12 protein-coding genes are annotated in these 18,741 nt (G+C 72.6%); 11 read left to right on the forward strand and 1 reads right to left on the reverse strand.

The genetic code is table 11. The features are described 5' to 3' along the window. Positions 1-129: 129 nt before the first annotated feature. Positions 130-1,470 (reverse strand): 4-aminobutyrate--2-oxoglutarate transaminase, encoded by a 1,341-nt coding sequence (gene gabT / locus IE140_RS31960; RefSeq protein WP_032770081.1) that lies wholly within the window; start codon positions 1,468-1,470, stop codon positions 130-132. 266 nt (positions 1,471-1,736) lie between these two features. On the opposite strand from gabT, the gene IE140_RS31965 reads away from it, so the two are divergent. From IE140_RS31965 to IE140_RS32015, 11 genes are all read left to right on the forward strand, one after another. After that, entirely contained in the window at positions 1,737-4,265 is a 2,529-nt protein-coding gene (locus IE140_RS31965; protein ID WP_189460924.1) for an ATP/GTP-binding protein, read from the forward strand. A gap of 196 nt (positions 4,266-4,461) precedes the next feature. Further along, positions 4,462-6,042 (forward strand): PucR family transcriptional regulator, encoded by a 1,581-nt coding sequence (locus IE140_RS31970; protein WP_189460926.1) that lies wholly within the window; start codon positions 4,462-4,464, stop codon positions 6,040-6,042. Between the two features lie 216 nt (positions 6,043-6,258). Further along, positions 6,259-7,704 carry an aldehyde dehydrogenase family protein gene (locus IE140_RS31975; RefSeq protein WP_032770078.1) on the forward strand — a complete coding sequence of 482 codons (1,446 nt, stop codon included), beginning with the start codon at positions 6,259-6,261 and terminating at the stop codon, positions 7,702-7,704. Positions 7,705-7,949: 245 nt separating this feature from the next. Next, on the forward strand, positions 7,950-9,905 hold the full coding sequence (locus IE140_RS31980; protein WP_150196588.1) for an acyl-CoA dehydrogenase family protein: 1,956 nt from the start codon (positions 7,950-7,952) through the stop codon (positions 9,903-9,905). A 107-nt stretch (positions 9,906-10,012) separates the two neighbouring features. Then, on the forward strand, positions 10,013-11,254 hold the full coding sequence (aroA, locus tag IE140_RS31985) for a 3-phosphoshikimate 1-carboxyvinyltransferase (protein ID WP_093442644.1): 1,242 nt from the start codon (positions 10,013-10,015) through the stop codon (positions 11,252-11,254). A 71-nt stretch (positions 11,255-11,325) separates the two neighbouring features. Further along, on the forward strand, positions 11,326-12,579 hold the full coding sequence (dxr, locus tag IE140_RS31990; RefSeq protein ID WP_150196589.1) for a 1-deoxy-D-xylulose-5-phosphate reductoisomerase: 1,254 nt from the start codon (positions 11,326-11,328) through the stop codon (positions 12,577-12,579). Further along, positions 12,576-13,886 (forward strand): M50 family metallopeptidase, encoded by a 1,311-nt coding sequence (locus IE140_RS31995; RefSeq protein ID WP_150196590.1) that lies wholly within the window; start codon positions 12,576-12,578, stop codon positions 13,884-13,886. The genes dxr and IE140_RS31995 overlap by 4 nt, the downstream gene beginning before the upstream one ends. Before the next feature lie 192 nt (positions 13,887-14,078). After that, entirely contained in the window at positions 14,079-15,236 is a 1,158-nt protein-coding gene (gene ispG, locus IE140_RS32000) for a flavodoxin-dependent (E)-4-hydroxy-3-methylbut-2-enyl-diphosphate synthase (RefSeq protein WP_032770074.1), read from the forward strand. A 213-nt stretch (positions 15,237-15,449) separates the two neighbouring features. After that, entirely contained in the window at positions 15,450-16,295 is an 846-nt protein-coding gene (locus IE140_RS32005) for a GNAT family N-acetyltransferase (RefSeq protein WP_189460928.1), read from the forward strand. A gap of 47 nt (positions 16,296-16,342) precedes the next feature. Beyond that, positions 16,343-16,909 (forward strand): GNAT family N-acetyltransferase, encoded by a 567-nt coding sequence (locus IE140_RS32010; protein ID WP_093442636.1) that lies wholly within the window; start codon positions 16,343-16,345, stop codon positions 16,907-16,909. A 69-nt stretch (positions 16,910-16,978) separates the two neighbouring features. Continuing rightward, positions 16,979-18,682, forward strand: coding sequence for a proline--tRNA ligase (locus IE140_RS32015; RefSeq protein ID WP_109180292.1), 1,704 nt, complete (start codon positions 16,979-16,981; stop codon positions 18,680-18,682). The last annotated feature ends 59 nt before the right edge of the window (positions 18,683-18,741 follow it).

Consider the following 18,741-nt stretch of genomic DNA (forward strand, 5'->3'; position numbering starts at 1 on the left):
GCGAAGGGGCGGCCGACAGTCGCCACCGCCTCCCGCCATCGCCCCCGCACACGTTCTTCACAGGCCCTCACCCGGACGCCGTACGGCAGCGGCGCGGGGCCGCCGCCGTACGAGCCCGGGTTCGAGGAATCAGAGCGTGCCGAACGCCCGCTCGATGATGTCGAGGCCCTCGTTCAGCAGGTCCTCGCCGATCACCAGCGGCGGCAGGAAGCGCAGGACGTTGCCGTACGTGCCACAGGTCAGGACGAGCAGCCCCTCGGCGTGGCAGGCCTTCGCGAGCGCGCCCGCCGCCTCCGGGTTCGGGTCCTTCGTGCCGGACTTCACCAGCTCGATCGCGATCATCGCGCCACGGCCGCGGATGTCACCGATGATGTCGCCGTTCGGGAGCTTCGCCTGCATCTCGGCGAGGCGGCCCTTCATGACCTCCTCGATCCGCTTGGCCTTCCCGTTCAGGTCCAGCTCACGCATCGTCTCGATCGCGCCCAGCGCACCGGCGCAGGCGACCGGGTTTCCGCCGTACGTACCGCCCAGGCCGCCCGCGTGCGCGGCGTCCATGATCTCGGCGCGGCCGGTCACGGCGGAGAGCGGCAGGCCGCCCGCGATGCCCTTGGCGGTGGTGATCAGGTCCGGGACGACGCCCTCGTCCTCGCAGGCGAACCACTGGCCGGTACGGCAGAAGCCGGACTGGATCTCGTCCGCGACGAAGACGATGCCGTTGTCCTTGGCGAACTGCGCGATCGCCGGGAGGAAGCCCTTGGCCGGCTCGATGAAGCCGCCCTCGCCGAGCACCGGCTCGATGATGATCGCTGCGACGTTGTCGGCGCCGATCTGCTTGGTGATCGCGTCGATGGCCTGCGCGGACGCCTCGGCCCCGGCGTTCTCGGCACCGGTCGGCCAGCGGTAGCCGTAGGCGACCGGGACACGGTAGACCTCGGGCGCGAACGGGCCGAAGCCCTGCTTGTACGGCATGTTCTTCGCCGTCATGCCCATGGTGAGGTTGGTGCGGCCGTGGTAGCCGTGGTCGAAGACGACGACGGCGGTCCGCTTGGTGTAGGCGCGGGCGATCTTCACCGCGTTCTCCACGGCCTCGGCGCCCGAGTTGAACAGCGCGGACTTCTTCGCGTGGTCGCCCGGCGTCAGCTCGGCGAGCTGCTCGCAGACCTCGACGTACCCCTCGTACGGCGTGACCATGAAACAGGTGTGGGTGAAGTCCGCGAGCTGCGCGGAGGCCCGCCGCACGACGGCCTCGGCGGACGCGCCCACGGAGGTCACGGCGATCCCGGACCCGAAGTCGATCAGCCGGTTGCCGTCCACGTCTTCGATGATCCCGCCGCCCGCCCGGGCGGTGAACACCGGCAGGGTCGAGCCCACACCCGCGGCGACGGCCGCGGTACGACGAGCCTGGAGCTCGATGGACTTCGGGCCGGGGATGGCGGTGACGACGCGGCGCTCCTGCGGGATTGCGGTCATGCGGGGCTCCTGGGGGTGTTTCGGACGCTCTTCTTTTCTGCAGGCTAGGGGTGGGGGAGGGGTGCGGGCATGCTCCGATCGGGAGTGGTGGGGGGTGTGTCCTTGTCCTTGGCGGACAGGTGGGGGCGTGCATCCGGTGCCGGCGCGGGCCGCCTCCACGGCGGGGCCGACGGTCACTATCCGGGCGCGTTGCTGAACTCACCGTGCGCGCGCACTAGATTGGCCGGGGCAGCGGACGGACCGGCAGGTCAAGGGGGCAGTGGTTCATGGACGACGACGGCACGCGGGGTGTACGGGGACCGAGTGCGGACAGGGCCCCCGGACCGGCCGTTCCGCCACCGCCCGCGCATCCGCCGCGGGTCCCGCACCCGGCCACCGGCACGCATCCGGCCACCGGCACGCATCCGGCCGACCGCCACCCGGCCGACCGGAACCAGGCCGACCGGTATCCGTCCGGCACCCACCCGGGCCCGCCGGCGGAGCAGCGGAGCCCGGGGGCCGCGTCCGCCCCGCCGGTCGAGCACCGCCCGGCCCCGCCCGCCGCGTCGCCGCCCTCCGGATCCCCGGTCGACGCCTGGCTGCGCACCCCCCGCCCCCAGCAGGAACCGGGCGTCTGGCGGTACGGATACACCCCGCCCCCGCCCGAGGAGTCCGAGCGGGTCTCCGACCGGTCGCTGCTGGTCGGCGCCCTCATCGCCCTCCTCTCCGCACTGCTGCTGTGGTCGCTGTGGCGCAACGGCTACCTCCCCTACCGCCTCGTCCCGCTGAAGCTCTTCACCCCGGGCGAGTGGTGGAACCCAGGCACCTCCGGCGGCCCCCGCACCATCGAGGGCAGCGACGCCCTCACGGTGTACGAGGCGATCCTCTTCGGTCTGCTGGCCTACGGCTGCGGCCGGATCGGCAACTTCTCCGAGCTCTTCCGCCGCCATGTCGCCGAGCGCGGCCAGCCCTTCCTCGCCCTCGCGGCGGCCGGCGCGGCGGGCCTGACCCAGCTGCTCGTCTGGAAGGAGACGCTCCCGGTCGTCCGCCCAGTCCTGGTGCTGGTCGCCTCCGTCGCGGGCGGCGAGATCTACCAGAGCCAGACCGTCGTCAACGTGATCTACGGGCTGATCGCCGCCGCCGTCCTCTGGCCCTTCGCCCGGCTCGGCCGCTGGCGCGAACTGATCGCCGCCCGCCGGGGGAGCGGCGTCCCCGCGCCGGACGCCGACGCGGCCCCCGCCACCACCACCTCCGCCGACCAGTGGCCCGAGCTGCGCGCCGCGGGCTGGGCCGACGCCGCGGACACCCTCACCGCCGAGGTCCGCACCGGCCGCATGAACGACGTGGACGTGGCCCGGCTGCGCCACGCCTGGCGGCTCGCCACCCGGCGGCCCGACCGGCTCGGCCCGCTCGCGGAGTCCGTCCTGCGGACCGGCGGGGCAGCCGCCCTGCACCCCTCCGGCCACCGCGACCTCCCCCGGCGCACCGCCCGCCACGACGTGCTCACCGGCCAGGTCAGGATCGGCCGGTGCGCCGACGACCCGCACAACCCCTACATCCGCCGGGGCACGAGCCTCGCCCTGGACCCCGCGCTGCTCGGCACCTCCCTGCTCGCCGTCGGACCGCCCGGCGCCGGGAAGTCCGCACGGCTGGTCCGGCCGGTCGTCGAGGCGCTCGCCCTGCGCGCCCTGGCCGGACAGGCGGCGGTCCTCGCCGTCGGAGGGGCGGGCGAGCCGCTCGGCCCGGACGAGGCCTTCGACGTCGTCGTCCGCGTCGGCCACCCCGGCTCCGCCCACGACATCGATCTGTACGGCGGCACCACCGACCCCGACGAGGCGGCAGCCGTCCTCGCCGAAGGGCTCGTCGGCGATGTCGGCAGCCTCGACAGCCGCCGCGCCGCCACCGTCCTCGCCCAGCTGCTCGGCCCCTACCGGGCCGCCCACGGCCACTTCCCCTCAGTGCCCGAGCTGCGGGAACTCCTCGACGGCGCCCCGGCCGCGTTCGCCGGGCTCCGCGCCTCCCTCGAAGCGGCCGGCCACCACGCGATGCTCCGCGAGCTGGACGCGCGGTCCCGGCAGGCGGGCGGCCCCGGCGACCCGGCACCCGCACTCGCCGACCGGGTGGCCCTGCTCGACCGGCCCACGTTCGCCGGGTTCTTCGCCACCGGCCCGGACGCCCGCCCCTTCGAGCTGCGTGCGCTCGGCCAGTACCCGCTGCGGGTCCGCGTCGACCTGCCGGAGCGCGGCCACGCCGAGGCGTCCCGGCTGCTGACCCGGCTGCTCCTCGCCCAGTTCACCGCGATCACCGCAGCCCGCACCGACACCTCGCTCTTCGTCTGCCTCGTCCTGGACGACGCCACCCACGCCGTCACCGCCGAGACCGTCCGCGGCATCCGCCGGCTGCGCTCGGTCAACGCCGGCGCGGTGCTCGCCCTCCGTACCGTCGACGACGTCCCCGAGGCCCTGCACACCCCGCTGCTCGGTGCGGTCGGCTGCACGGCGGCCTTCTCCGGCATCACCACCTGGGACGGCAAACGCTTCGCCGAGGCCTGGGGCAAGGAATGGGTGGAGACCCGCGAGGTCGCCCAGCACACCGTCTTCGCCGACCAGCCGTTCACCCGCGCCCTGCACGCCCTGCGCAAGCTCGTCACCGGCAAGGCCGTGACCACGGACGCCGTGACCGTACGGCAGGTGGAGAAGGAGCGCTGGTCGGCCTCGGAACTGGCGTACGCGGTTCCGTCGGGGCACGCGGTCATCCGGTTGGCCAATGTCGACGGCGAACACGCACCCCCCCTCCTCGTCCACCTCGACGGCTGAGAGGGCCCAACCGGCTACCAGGAAGTAACGCGGAGGTCGACGGAGAGCGGTTACCGGCACCCTGCCAGCCTGGCAGAATCGGAGGGAGCCGTTCATACGGGACGGCGAAATGCGGGGTCACCGTCGCGGCCGGGGGACCGGTCGTCCGTACGGTGGCGCGCGCGACCTCATCCCCGACCCCGAGGGTTCCCGGCCCATGCCCCCCACGCTCGCCTCGCTCGTCCAGCACTCGGCGCTCAAGCTCACCGTCCGGGCGGGCGCGGACCGGCTCGGCACCCCCGTGCGCTGGGCCCACGCCAGCGAGCTCGCCGACCCCGTCCCGTACATGGACGGCGGCGAACTCCTCCTCGTGACCGCCACCAACCTCGACGCCGAGAACGCCGACTCCATGCGGCGGTACGTACGGCGGCTGGCCGGAGCCGGAGTCGCCGGAGTCGGCTTCGCGGTCGGGGTGAACTACGACGACATCCCGCAAGCGCTCGTCGACGCCGCCGAGGACGCGGGCCTGCCGCTCCTCGAAGTCCCCCGCCGCACCCCTTTCATCGCCATCAGCAAGGCCGTCTCCGCCGCCATCGCCGCCGACCAGTACCGCGCGGTCACCGCCGGCTTCGAGGCCCAGCGCGAGCTGACGAAGGCCGCGCTCGCCGGGGACGGGCCCGCCGACCTCCTCGCGCGGCTCGCCGCCCACATCGACGGCTGGGCCGCCCTCTACGACACCTCCGGCGCGGTGCTCGCCGCCGCCCCCGACTGGGCCGCCCGCCGCGCCGCCGCCCTCACCCCCGACGTCGAACGCCTCCGGGAGCGACCCGCCCCCGCCAGCATCGTCGTCGCCGACAGCGAGGACCGGGTCGAGCTCCAGTCGCTGGGCACCGGCCGCCGGGCGCGCGGCGCACTCGCCGTCGGTACGGGCGCGGCGCTCGGGACCGCCGAGCGGTACGCCGTGCACTCCGCCGTCGCCCTCCTCACCCTGACCACCGCCCGCTCCCGCTCCCTCCAGGGCGCCGAGCAACGCCTCGGCGCCGCCGTCCTGCGGATGCTGCTGGCCGGACAGCCCGACCACGCCCGGGCCGTCGCCGGAGACCTCTACGGAGACCTGCTCGACGCCCCGTTCCGGCTGCTCATCGCCGAGGCCGCCGCGCCCGCCGGACCCGAGCCGCTCACCGAGACGATGGAGGCCGCCGCCGCGCGCAGCGGCGAGGCGCTCCTCCTGGTCCCCGAGGGTGAAGGCGAACGCGTCGTCGTGCTCGCCGCCGACGGCGGAGCCGCCGTGGCCGCCTGCGCCGCCTACGCCGAGGCCCAGGACGACCGCGCCCCCCGCGAGGGCGGCGCCGAGGACAGCGACGTCGTGGTGGGGCTCTCCGCCCCCGCCGGCCCGATCGCCGTCTCCGCCGCGTACAAGCAGGCCGAGCAGGCCCTCTCCGTCGCCCGCCGCCGGGGCAGGGCCCTCGTCGAGCACGAGGAGCTGGCCGCCGGTTCGGTCCTCCCGCTGCTCGCCGACGACGCGGTGCGGGCCTTCGCCGACGGCATGCTCCGCGCCCTGCACGAGCACGACGCCAAGGGCCGCGGTGACCTCGTGGCCTCCCTGCGCGCCTGGCTCTCCCGCCACGGCCAGTGGGACGCCGCCGCCGCCGACCTGGGCGTGCACCGGCATACCCTGCGCTACCGGATGCGCCGGGTGGAGGAGATCCTCGGCCGCTCGCTGGACGACCCGGATGTGCGGATGGAGCTGTGGCTGGCGCTGAAGGCGACGGCGGCGAGCACGCCCGCCGAGGAGTGAACGGCCCTCGCCGAGGGGACGGCTGCCGGGCCACGCACACCCCTTCCGCCAATTCGGCGCACCCGGCCCCCGCTCCGCTCCACGCCGGACAAACGCCCTGAGCGCCTCCCCGCCCTACCGTGGGACCACAGAGGGGAGCCTTCCGGGCGCCCACGACGTACGTCACCCCCTCCTGACGACCTCCGAACTCACGACCTCCGAAGGGCCGGAACCTCCATGACTTCGCCCCACGCCTTCTGGGTGGCCGGCCGCCGGGCCACCGGTGCCGACAGCTTCGACGTCACCAACCCGTACGACGGACGCCTCGTCGGCACCGTCAGCGTGCCGACCGACGCCCAGGTCGAGGAGGCCGTCGCCGCCGCCCACGCCGTACGCGACGAGTTCGCCGCCACCCCGGCGCACGTACGGGCGGCCGCGCTCGACCACGTCGTACGGCGGCTCACGGAGCGCACCGAGGAGATCGCCCAGCTGATCTCGGCGGAGAACGGCAAGCCGATCAAGTGGGCCCGCGGCGAGGTCGGCCGGGCCGTGTCCGTGTTCCGGTTCGCCGCCGAGGAGGCCCGCCGCTTCAACGGCGGCGAGGCCCAGCGACTCGACACCGACCTCGGCGGCACCGGCCGCCTCGGGCTGACCCGCCGCTTCCCGCGCGGGGCCGTCCTCGGTATCGCGCCCTTCAACTTCCCGCTGAACCTCAGCGCCCACAAGGTCGCCCCGGCCATCGCCGTCGGCGCCCCGATCATCCTGAAGCCGGCCCCGGCGACTCCGATCTCCTCGCTCATCCTGGGCGAGCTGCTGGCCGAGACCGACCTTCCGGCCGGCTCCTGGTCCGTCCTGACGGTCCCGAACGACAAGATGCCCGCCCTGGTCCAGGACGAGCGCCTGCCGGTGATCTCCTTCACCGGCTCGGGCCCGGTCGGCTACGCGATCATGGAGTCGGTGCCCCGCAAGCACTGCACCCTGGAGCTCGGCGGCAACGGCGCGGCGGTCGTCCTCGGCGACTACGCCTCCGACGAGGACCTGGACTGGGCGGCCGGACGGATCGCCACCTTCTCCAACTACCAGGGCGGCCAGTCCTGCATCTCCGTGCAGCGCGTCATCGCCGACGCCTCGGTCTACGACCGGCTCGTCCCGAAGATCGTCGCCGCCGTCGAGGCCCTCGTCACCGGTGACCCGGCCGACGCCGCCACCGACGTCGGCCCCCTGGTCAGCGAGGACGCCGCCAAGCGCGTCGAGTCCTGGGTCGACGAGGCCGTCCAGGGCGGCGCGGAGCTGCTCACCGGCGGCAAGCGCGACGGTGCCACCTACGCCCCGACCGTCCTCGCCTCCCTCCCCGACGACGTCACGCTCTCCTGCGAAGAGGTCTTCGGCCCGGTCATGTCGATCCAGAAGACCGACGGCGAGGCCGAGGCGTTCGCCGCCGTCAACTCCTCCAAGTACGGCCTCCAGGCAGGCGTCTTCACCCACGACCTCCAGACCGCCTTCCGCGCCCACCGCGCCCTGGAGGTCGGCGGCGTGATCATCGGCGACGTCCCCTCGTACCGCGCCGACCAGATGCCGTACGGCGGCGCCAAGCAGTCCGGCGTCGGCCGCGAGGGCGTCCGCTACGCCATGGACGACTACACCTACGAGCGCGTCCTGGTCCTCACCGGCCTCGCCCTGTAACACCCCGGACGACCCCGCCCGCGCCCCCGCCCGGACAGCGGGTGCGGACGGGGGCGCGCAAGAGGAACGGCCTGAGCCCGACTGTGCGGGGGCTCAGGCCGTTCGCGTGTTCGTGCGCGGGGACTGGTGCGGGTGCCGAACCACGGGTACAGGGGTTACATACGGACCAGTAAGCAGCGACTAGCAGTCCGTGCGTCCCGGGCGGCCCTTCCCTCCCGGTCACGCGCGGCGAGGTGAGGTCCCTCATGTCCGCACCACACAACACCCCCCAGGTCCCCAGGGCCCCCAAGGTCACCGAACGGGAAGCGCGCCGGGTCGCCGAGGCCGCCCGTGAGCAGGACTGGCGCAAGCCCAGCTTCGCCAAGGAGCTGTTCCTGGGGCGTTTCCGGCTCGACCTGATCCATCCGCACCCCCTGCCGCCGCCCGACGACATACGGCGCGGCGAGGAGTTCCTGGCGCGGCTGCGGGCGTTCTGCGAGACGCACATCGACAGCGCGCGCATCGAGCGCGAGGCGCGGATCCCGGACGAGGTGATCAGCGGGCTCAAGGAACTCGGAGCCCTCGGGATGAAGATCGAGACCAAGTACGGCGGGCTCGGACTCACTCAGGTGTACTACAACAAGGCGCTCGCTCTCGTCGGCTCCGCGAGCCCCGCCATCGGGGCGCTGCTCTCCGCGCATCAGTCGATCGGCGTACCGCAGCCCCTGAAGATCTTCGGCACCCAGGAGCAGAAGGACGTCTACCTGCCCCGGCTGGCCACCACCGACATCTCCGCCTTCCTGCTGACCGAGCCGGATGTCGGCTCCGACCCGGCCCGCCTCGCCACCACCGCCGTGCCCGACGGGCCCGACTACCTGCTCGACGGTGTGAAGCTCTGGACCACCAACGGTGTCGTCGCCGATCTGCTCGTCGTCATGGCCCGCGTCCCCGCGTCCGAGGGCCACCCCGGCGGCATCACCGCCTTCGTCGTCGAGGCCGACGCCCCCGGCGTGACCGTGGAGCACCGCAACGCCTTCATGGGGCTGCGCGGCATCGAGAACGGCGTCACCCGCTTCCACGGCGTCCGGGTGCCGGGAGCCTGCCGGATCGGGCCCGAGGGGGCCGGGCTGAAGATCGCTCTGACCACCCTCAACACCGGCCGCCTCTCGCTGCCCGCGATGTGCGTCGGCGTCGGCAAGTGGTCGCTGAAGATCGCCCGCGAATGGTCCGCGGTCCGCGAGCAGTGGGGCCGGCCCGTCGCCAGGCACGAGGCGGTCGGCTCGAAGATCTCCTTCATCGCGGCCACCACCTTCGCCCTGGAGGCCATCGTCGACCTCTCCTCGCAGATGGCCGACGAGGACCGCAACGACATCCGCATCGAGGCCGCCCTCGCCAAGCTGTACGGCTCCGAGATGGGCTGGCTGATCGCCGACGAACTGGTGCAGATCCGCGGCGGGCGCGGCTTCGAGACCGCCGCGTCGCTCGCCGCCCGCGGGGAGCGGGCCGTCCCGGCCGAGCAGATGCTCCGCGACATGCGGATCAACCGGATCTTCGAGGGCTCCACCGAGATCATGCACCTGCTGATCGCCCGTGAGGCCGTCGACGCCCACCTCAAGGTCGCGGGCGACATCATCGACCCCGACAAGCCGCTCGGTGCGAAGGCCAGGGCCGGGGCCAACGCGGCCGGGTTCTACGCCCGCTGGCTGCCCCAGCTCGTCACCGGGGCCGGGCAGCTGCCGCGTACGTACGGTGAGTTCCACCCGGCCGGGCACCGAGACCTCTCCGGGCACCTCCGCTACGTCGAGCGGTGCTCCCGCAAGCTCGCCCGCTCCACCTTCTACGCCATGTCCCGCTGGCAGGGCCGGATGGAGACCAAACAGGGCTTCCTCGGCCGGATCGTCGACATCGGCGCCGAACTGTTCGCCATGAGCGCCGCCTGCGTCCGCGCCGAGCACCTGCGCGGGGCCGGGGAGCACGGGCGGGAGGCCTACCAGCTCGCGGACGCCTTCTGCCGGCAGGCCCGCGTCCGGGTCGAGGAGCTGTTCACTCGGCTGTGGTCCAACACCGACGACCTCGACCGGCGCGTGGTCGACGGCGTCCTGTCGGGGACGTACACCTGGCTGGAGGAGGGCGTCATCGACCCCAGCGGCGAAGGCTCCTGGATCGCGGACGCCACCCCGGGCCCCTCCGTCCAGGAGAACCAGCACCGGCCGCTGCGCTAGCGGCCGTCGTACGGGGTGCGTCGGGTGTCCCCCCAGCCGCGTCCACCCGCGTCCACGCACCGGACGCACCCCGCTCACGCCCCACGCCGCACGGCAGGATGGGCGCCGTGACCGTCATCGACATCCCCGGCTCCAAGTCCGTCACCGCCCGCGCCCTCTTCCTGGCCGCGGCCGCCGACGGCACCACCACCCTGCTGCGGCCACTGCGCTCGGACGACACCGAGGGCTTCGCCGAAGGGCTGAAGAACCTCGGTTACGCCGTCGAGCAGGAGGCCGACCGCTGGCGCGTCCAGGGGCGCCCGGCCGGGCCCGCCGCCGACGAAGCCGACGTGTACTGCCGCGACGGCGCGACCACCGCCCGCTTCCTGCCCACCCTCGTCGCGGCCGCCGCCTCCGGCACATACCGCTTCGACGCCTCCGCCCAGATGCGCCGCCGCCCGCTCGCCCCGCTCACCCGGGCCCTCACCGCCCTCGGCGTCGACCTGCGTCACGGGGGAGCGGAAGGGCACCACCCGCTGACCGTGCGCGCCGCCGGGATCGAGGGCGGCGAACTCACCCTCGACGCGGGGGAGTCGTCCCAGTACCTCACCGCCCTGCTGATGCTCGGGCCGCTCACCGCGAAGGGCCTGCGCATCGAGGTCACCGAGCTGGTCTCCGCACCGTACGTCGAGATCACCCTCGCGATGATGCGCGACTTCGGAGTGGAGGTGGAGCGGGAGGGGAACACCTTCACCGTCCCTCCCGGCGGCTACCGGGCCACCGCCTACGCCGTCGAGCCCGACGCCTCCACCGCCAGTTACTTCTTCGCCGCCGCCGCCCTCACCGGCCGTGAGGTCACCGTCCCCGGCCTCGGCACCGGCGCGCTCCAGGGCGACCTGCGCTTCGTCGACGTCCTGCGGGACATGGGCGCCGAGGTGAGTGTCGGCGCCGACGCCACCACCGTCCGCTCCACCGGCCGGCTGCGCGGCATCACCGTCAACATGCGCGACATCTCCGACACCATGCCGACCCTCGCCGCCATCGCGCCGTACGCGGACGGGCCCGTCGTCATCGAGGACGTCGCCAACACCCGGGTCAAGGAGTGCGACCGGCTGGAGGCGTGCGCCGAGAACCTGCGCGCCATGGGCATCACCGTTCACACCGGCCCGGACCGGATCGAGATCCACCCCGGCACGCCGAAGCCCACCGAGATCGCCACCCACGGCGACCACCGCATCGTGATGTCCTTCGCCGTCGCCGGACTGCGCACACCCGGCCTGACGTACGACGACCCCGGCTGCGTACGCAAGACGTTCCCCCGCTTCCACGAGGTGTTCGCGGACTTCGCGCACGACCTCGAAGGGCGCTGAACGGGGTCGCGGAACCGGCTCACCCGGGACGCGCTGTCCCCGCACACAGCCGGAGCGGCAACAATGGGGGCATGAGCGAAAGCCCCGCCCCCCTCGCCGATCCGCATCTCCTCTTCGACGCCGCGGACGGCCGCCGGGATCTCGTGATCCTCGGCTCCACCGGGTCCATCGGCACCCAGGCCATCGACCTGGTCCTGCGCAACCCCGACCGCTTCCGGGTCACGGCGCTCTCGGCCGCCGGCGGCCGGGTCGCCCTGCTGGCCGAGCAGGCCCGCCGGCTGCGCGTGAACGCGGTCGCCGTCGCCGCCGAGGACGCGGTCCCCGCCCTGCGCGAGGCGCTGCGGGACCAGTACGGGGCCGGCGAGCCGCTCCCCGAGGTCCTCGCCGGACCCGACGCGGCCACCACCCTCGCCGCGAGCGACTGCCACACCGTGCTCAACGGCATCACCGGCTCCATCGGGCTCGCCCCGACCCTGGCCGCCCTGAAGGCGGGCCGCACGCTCGCCCTCGCCAACAAGGAGTCGCTGATCGTCGGCGGCCCCCTGGTGAAGGCGCTCGCCGCCCCCGGCCAGATCATCCCGGTCGACTCCGAGCACGCCGCGCTCTTCCAGGCACTGGCCGCCGGCACCCGCGCCGACGTCCGCAAACTCGTCGTCACGGCCTCCGGGGGACCCTTCCGGGGCCGTACGCGCGAGGAGCTGGCCGACGTGACCCGCGAGCAGGCCCTCGCCCACCCGACCTGGGCCATGGGGCCGGTCATCACGATCAACTCCGCGACCCTGGTCAACAAGGGCCTGGAGGTCATCGAGGCGCACCTCCTCTACGACATCCCGTTCGACCGCATCGAGGTCGTCGTCCACCCCCAGTCCTACGTGCACTCGATGGTGGAGTTCAGCGACGGCTCCACGCTCGCCCAGGCCACCCCGCCCGACATGGGCGGCCCCATCGCCATCGGCCTCGGCTGGCCCCAGCGGGTCCCGGACGCGGCCCCCGCCTTCGACTGGTCGAAGGCCTCCACCTGGGAGTTCTTCCCGCTGGACACCGAGGCCTTCCCGTCCGTCGGTCTCGCCCGGCACGTCGGCGGCCTCGGCGGCACCGCACCCGCCGTGTTCAATGCCGCCAACGAGGAATGCGTCGACGCGTTCCTCGCCGGACAGCTGCCCTTCAACGGAATCATGGATACGGTCACGGCTGTGGTGTCCGAACACGGCACCCCCGCCCCGGGAACCTCGCTCAGCGTCGCGGACGTCCTCGAAGCGGAAACGTGGGCCCGCGCACGGGCCCGGGAACTCTCGGCGAAAGCGACAGCGGAGGCGCGCGCATGAGTCTGACCTCGATCCTGCTGACGGTCCTGGGGATCGCCGTCTTCGTCGTGGGCCTGCTCTTCTCCATCGCCTGGCACGAGCTGGGCCACCTCTCCACGGCCAAGATGTTCGGCATCCGGGTCCCGCAGTACATGGTCGGCTTCGGCCCGACGCTCTGGTCGAAGAAGAAGGGCGACACGGAGTACGGCATCAAGGCCATCCCGGCCGGCGGCTACATCCGCATGATCGGGATGTTCCCGCCGGGCCCCGACGGCCGCCTCGAAGCCCGCTCCACCTCCCCGTGGCGCGGCATGATCGAGGACGCCCGCTCCGCCGCCTTCGAGGAGCTGGAGCCCGGCGACGAGAAGCGCCTCTTCTACACGCGCAAGCCGTGGAAGCGCGTCATCGTCATGTTCGCCGGCCCCTTCATGAACCTGGTCCTCGCTGTCGCCATCTTCATGGGCGTCGCGATGACCTTCGGCTTCCAGACCCAGACCACCGAGGTCGGCGGCGTCCAGAAGTGCGTGATCGCGCAGAGCGAGAACCGCCAGAAGTGCGAGCCGAAGGACCGCGTCTCGCCGGCCAAGAAGGCCGGGCTCCGCGAGGGGGACAAGATCGTCGCCTTCGCCGGCACGAAGGTCGACGACTGGGCGACGCTCTCGGACCGCATCCGCGAGACCATCGGCCCCGCCACCATCGTCGTCGAACGCGACGGCAAGGAAGTCACGCTCAACGCCGTCCTGCTCAAGAACGACGTCGCCAAGAAGGACGGCAACGGCGAGGTCATCCCGAAGGAGTTCGTCGAGGCGGGCTACCTCGGCTTCGCCGCGAAGACCGAGATCGTGCCGCTCTCCTTCGGCGACTCCGTCGTCCGTATGGGCGACATGATCGAGAACGGCGTCGACTCGATCATCGCCCTGCCCTCCAAGATCCCCGCCCTCTGGGACGCCGCCTTCAGCGACGGCGAACGGGCCGACGACTCGCCGGTCGGCGTGGTCGGCGCGGCCCGGATCGGCGGCGAGGTGATGAACCTCGACATCCCGGCGCAGAACCAGGTCGCGATGATGCTGTTCCTGCTCGCCGGCTTCAACCTCTCGCTGTTCCTCTTCAACATGCTCCCGCTGCTCCCGCTCGACGGCGGGCACATCGCGGGCGCGCTGTGGGAGTCGCTGCGGCGCAATGTGGCCAAGGTCTTCCGGCGCCCCGACCCGGGCCCGTTCGACGTGGCCCGGCTGATGCCGGTCGCCTACGTGGTCGCCGGACTCTTCATCTGCTTCACCCTGCTGGTCCTGGTGGCCGACATCGTGAACCCGGTGAAAATCAGCTGACCGCCCCGGCGCACCCCTTCCGCCCCTTCCGCCCCACAGGTGTCGGCCGGGCACACACGTCGTGTCCGGCCGGTCACCGAGGGGTGGACATGTCGACACGGGTGCGTCCGCCCGGGCTCCGGTGCCGTAACCTCGAAGCCTGGAGCCCGCCGATCTCGGGACCTTGATCCACACCTTGGGGATGCACAGCGCATGACTGCGATTTCTCTCGGAATGCCGGCCGTTCCGACCAAGCTCGCCGACCGAAGGGTCAGCCGACAGATCCAGGTCGGCACGGTCGCGGTCGGCGGCGACGCACCCGTTTCCGTGCAGTCGATGACGACGACCCGTACGTCGGACATCGGCGCCACGCTCCAGCAGATCGCCGAGCTGACGGCGTCCGGCTGCCAGATCGTCCGGGTCGCCTGCCCGACGCAGGACGACGCCGACGCGCTCGCCACCATCGCGAAGAAGTCGCAGATCCCGGTGATCGCCGACATCCACTTCCAGCCGAAGTACGTCTTCGCCGCCATCGACGCCGGCTGCGCGGCCGTCCGGGTCAACCCGGGCAACATCAAGCAGTTCGACGACAAGGTCAAGGAGATCGCCAAGGCGGCCTCCGAGACCCGCACCCCGATCCGGATCGGCGTCAACGCCGGCTCCCTGGACGCGCGGCTTCTGAAGAAGTACGGCAAGGCCACCCCCGAGGCCCTCGTCGAGTCCGCCCTGTGGGAGGCGTCCCTCTTCGAGGAGCACGGCTTCGGCGACATCAAGATCTCGGTCAAGCACAACGACCCGGTCGTCATGGTCAACGCCTACCGCCAGCTCGCCGCCCAGAGCGACTACCCGCTGCACCTCGGCGTCACCGAGGCCGGACCGGCGTTCCAGGGCACCATCAAGTCGGCCGTCGCGTTCGGCGCCCTGCTCTCCGAGGGCATCGGCGACACCATCCGCGTCTCCCTCTCGGCCCCGCCGGCCGAGGAGGTCAAGGTCGGCCTGCAGATCCTGGAGGCGCTGAACCTCAAGCAGCGCCGCCTGGAGATCGTCTCCTGCCCGTCCTGCGGCCGCGCCCAGGTCGACGTCTACAAGCTCGCCGACCAGGTCACCGCCGGCCTGGAGGGCATGGAGGTCCCGCTGCGCGTCGCGGTCATGGGCTGCGTCGTCAACGGCCCCGGCGAGGCCCGCGAGGCCGACCTCGGTGTCGCCTCCGGCAACGGCAAGGGCCAGATCTTCGTGAAGGGCGAGGTCATCAAGACCGTCCCCGAGTCGAAGATCGTCGAGACCCTCATCGAAGAGGCCCTGAAGATCGCCGAGCAGATGGAGAAGGACGGCATCGCGTCCGGCGAACCCCAGGTCTCCATCGGCGTCTGACCAGCTCCTCTCCACGCCTTCACCGCCCCGCCGGGCCCTCAGGGCCTGGTCGTCAAACTGCCGCCTGCCGGGCGACGACGGCAGTTTGACGACCAGGCCCTTGCCCGGCGGGGCGGCGGTGCCCCCGGGGACCGTCTCCCGGACTCGAGCGGTGTTCGAGGGTTTTGTCGGTTACAGTGCGGAAATCAGCAGACCGTATGGTGAGGCCCCCTCGTGTTGACGCAGACCACCACCCGGGTCCTCGAACCCAGCGACCTCGGCGCCGCACTCGCCATTCTCGAGAGCGAGCCCGTCGCCAATGCCTTCGTGACGTCCCGCGTGCAGGTCGCGGGGCTCGACCCCTGGCGCCTCGGCGGCGAGATGTGGGGCTGGTACGCCGACGGCAGGCTCCGCTCCCTGTGCTACTCCGGCGCCAACCTCGTCCCCATCTGCGCCGGACCCGAGGCCGTCCGCGCCTTCGCCGACCGGGCCCGCAGGGCCGGCCGCCGCTGCTCCTCCATCGTCGGCCCCGCCGAACCCACCGCCCAGCTGTGGCGGCTCCTCGAACCCAGCTGGGGACCCGCCCGCGAGGTCCGGGCCAACCAGCCCCTCATGGTCACGGAGAGCCCGGCGCCCGACGTCACGCCCGACCCGCTCGTCCGCCGCATCCGCAGGAACGAGACCGAGGTCCTGATGCCGGCCTGCGTCGCGATGTTCACCGAGGAGGTCGGCATCTCCCCGCTCGCCGGCGACGGCGGCCTCCTCTACCAGGCCCGCGTCGCCGAACTCATCAGCACCGGCCGCTCCTTCGCCCGCATCGACGACGGCAAGGTCGTCTTCAAGGCGGAGATCGGCGCCGCCACCCCCCAGGCCTGCCAGATCCAGGGCGTCTGGGTCGCCCCCGAACACCGCGGCAAGGGCCTCTCCGAAACGGGCATGGCCGCCGTCCTGCGCTACGCCCTGACCGACGTCGCCCCCGTCGTCAGCCTGTACGTCAACGACTACAACACCCCCGCCCGCAAGGCCTACCAGCGCGTCGGCTTCCGCGAGGTCGGCGCGTTCATGAGCGTCCTGTTCTGAACCGCCGCGCATACCGAGGCGCCCGGCCCGGCCAGTAGGGTTCCGGCATGGCAGCCCCCGCAGAAGGCCCCCCAGCACCCGACGCCGAGATCGGCCCCGTCGACCTCGCCGCCCGCGTCGACGAAGCCCTGCACGTCCAGGCGGCCGCCTTCGGACTCAGCCAGGACGAGATCGAAGTGCGCCGCCACATCGTCCTCAGGCACCTGGAACACCCCCGTGCCCGGGCGCTCGGCGCCACCACCCCCGACGGACGGCTCGTCGGCTTCGTCTACGGGCTGCCCAACGACCGCGCCCAGTGGTGGTCCACCGTCGTCGAGCCCTATCTGCGGGCCACCGGCACCGACGGCTGGCTCGACGACTCCTTCGTCATCACCGAACTCCACGTCCTCCCCGGCCACCAGCAGCGCGGCATCGGCCGCACCCTGATCACCACCATCACCGACGCCGTCGACCACCCCCGGTCGATCCTCTCGGCGATCGACAAGGAGAGCCCGGCCCGCGCCCTGTACCGCTCGCTCGGCTACCGCGACCTGGCCCGCCAGGTCGTCTTCCCGAGCGCCCCGCAGCCCTACGCCGTCATGGGAGCCCCCCTCCCGCTGCTGCGCCCGAGCTGAATGGATTTCCGCCCGCCCGCGCCGCCCGGTTAACCTCGGGCTCACCACTTTCGCGAGCAGGAGTTCACCATGGCCCAGGTCCAGCGCATGTCCCGATTGATGATCAAGACACTGCGCGACGACCCGGCGGACGCCGAGACGCTCAGCCACAAGCTGCTGGTCCGCGCCGGATACGTACGCCGCAACGCGGCCGGCATCTGGACCTGGCTGCCGCTCGGCAAGAAGGTCCTGGACAACATCTCAGGCGTCGTCCGCGAGGAGATGGACGCCATCGGCGCCCAGGAGGTCCTCCTCCCCGCCCTGCTGCCCAAGGAGCCCTACGAGGCGTCCGGCCGCTGGGAGGAGTACGGCGACCTGCTCTTCCGCCTCAAGGACCGCAAGGGCGGCGACTACCTCCTCGGCCCCACCCACGAGGAGATCTTCACCCAGACCGTCAAGGACCAGTGCACGTCCTACAAGGACCTGCCGGTGATGCTCTACCAGATCCAGACGAAGTACCGCGACGAGGCCCGCCCCCGCTCCGGCGTGCTCCGCGGCCGCGAGTTCCAGATGAAGGACTCGTACAGCTTCGACACCACCGACGAGGGCCTCGCGCACTCCTACGCCCTGCACCGGGCCGCGTACATCAAGATCTTCGAGCGGCTGGGCCTGGACCACCGCATCGTCTCCGCCGTCTCCGGCGCGATGGGCGGCTCCGCATCCGAGGAGTTCCTCGCCCCCGCCGCCGCCGGTGAGGACACCTTCGCCGACTGCCCGAACTGCGACTACGCCGCCAACACCGAGGCCGTGACCTTCGCGCTCGCCCCGGTCGACGGTTCGGCGCACGGCGCGGTCGAGGAGCTGGACACCCCCGACACCCCGACCATCGAGACCCTCGCCGAGCACCTCGGCGTACCCGCCTCCGCCACCCTGAAGAACCTGCTGGTCAAGGTGGACGGCGAGATCGTCGCCGTCGGCGTCCCCGGCCACCGCGAGGTCGACCTCGGCAAGCTCGGCGAGCACCTGGCCCCCGCCGTCGTCGAGCTGGTCACCGCCGAGGACTTCGTCGGCCGCGACGACCTCGTCCGCGGCTACGTCGGCCCCCAGGGCCTGGAGAAGGTCCGCTACCTCGCCGACCCCCGCGTCGCCCCCGGCACCTCCTGGATCACCGGCGCCAACAAGGAGGGCAAGCACGCGAAGAACGTGGTCGCGGGCCGCGACTTCGAGGTCGACGAGTACCTGGACGTCGTCGTGGTCGAGGAGGGCGACCCCTGCCCCAAGTGCGGCACCGGCCTCGTCCTGGACCGCGCCATCGAGATCGGCCACATCTTCCAGCTCGGCCGCAAGTACGCCGACACCTTCCAGCTCGACGTCCTGGGCCAGCAGGGCAAGCCCGTCCGCGTCACGATGGGCTCGTACGGCATCGGCGTCTCCCGCGCCGTGGCCGCCCTCACCGAGCAGACCGCCGACGACAAGGGCCTGTGCTGGCCCCGCGAGATCGCCCCGGCCGACGTCCACGTCGTCGCCGCGGGCAAGGCCCTCCAGACGGAGCTGGCCCTCGACGTCTCGGAGAAGCTCAACGCGGCCGGCCTGCGGGTCCTGGTCGACGACCGCCCCGGCGTCTCGCCCGGCGTGAAGTTCACCGACTCCGAACTGATCGGCGTGCCCAAGATCCTGGTCGCCGGGCGCCGCTCCGCCGACGGCGTCCTGGAGCTGAAGGACCGCCGCACCGGCGAGCGCGAGGAGCTGACCGTCGACGAGGCGATCGCCCGCCTGACGGCCGACCTGGCCTGATCACGCACACGGCCCATGAAGAGGGCCCCCGCGCAGCGTGCGCGGGGGCCCTCCTCGTA

Source organism: Streptomyces parvus, from assembly GCF_014648875.1.
GTDB classification, from domain to species: domain Bacteria; phylum Actinomycetota; class Actinomycetes; order Streptomycetales; family Streptomycetaceae; genus Streptomyces; species Streptomyces parvus.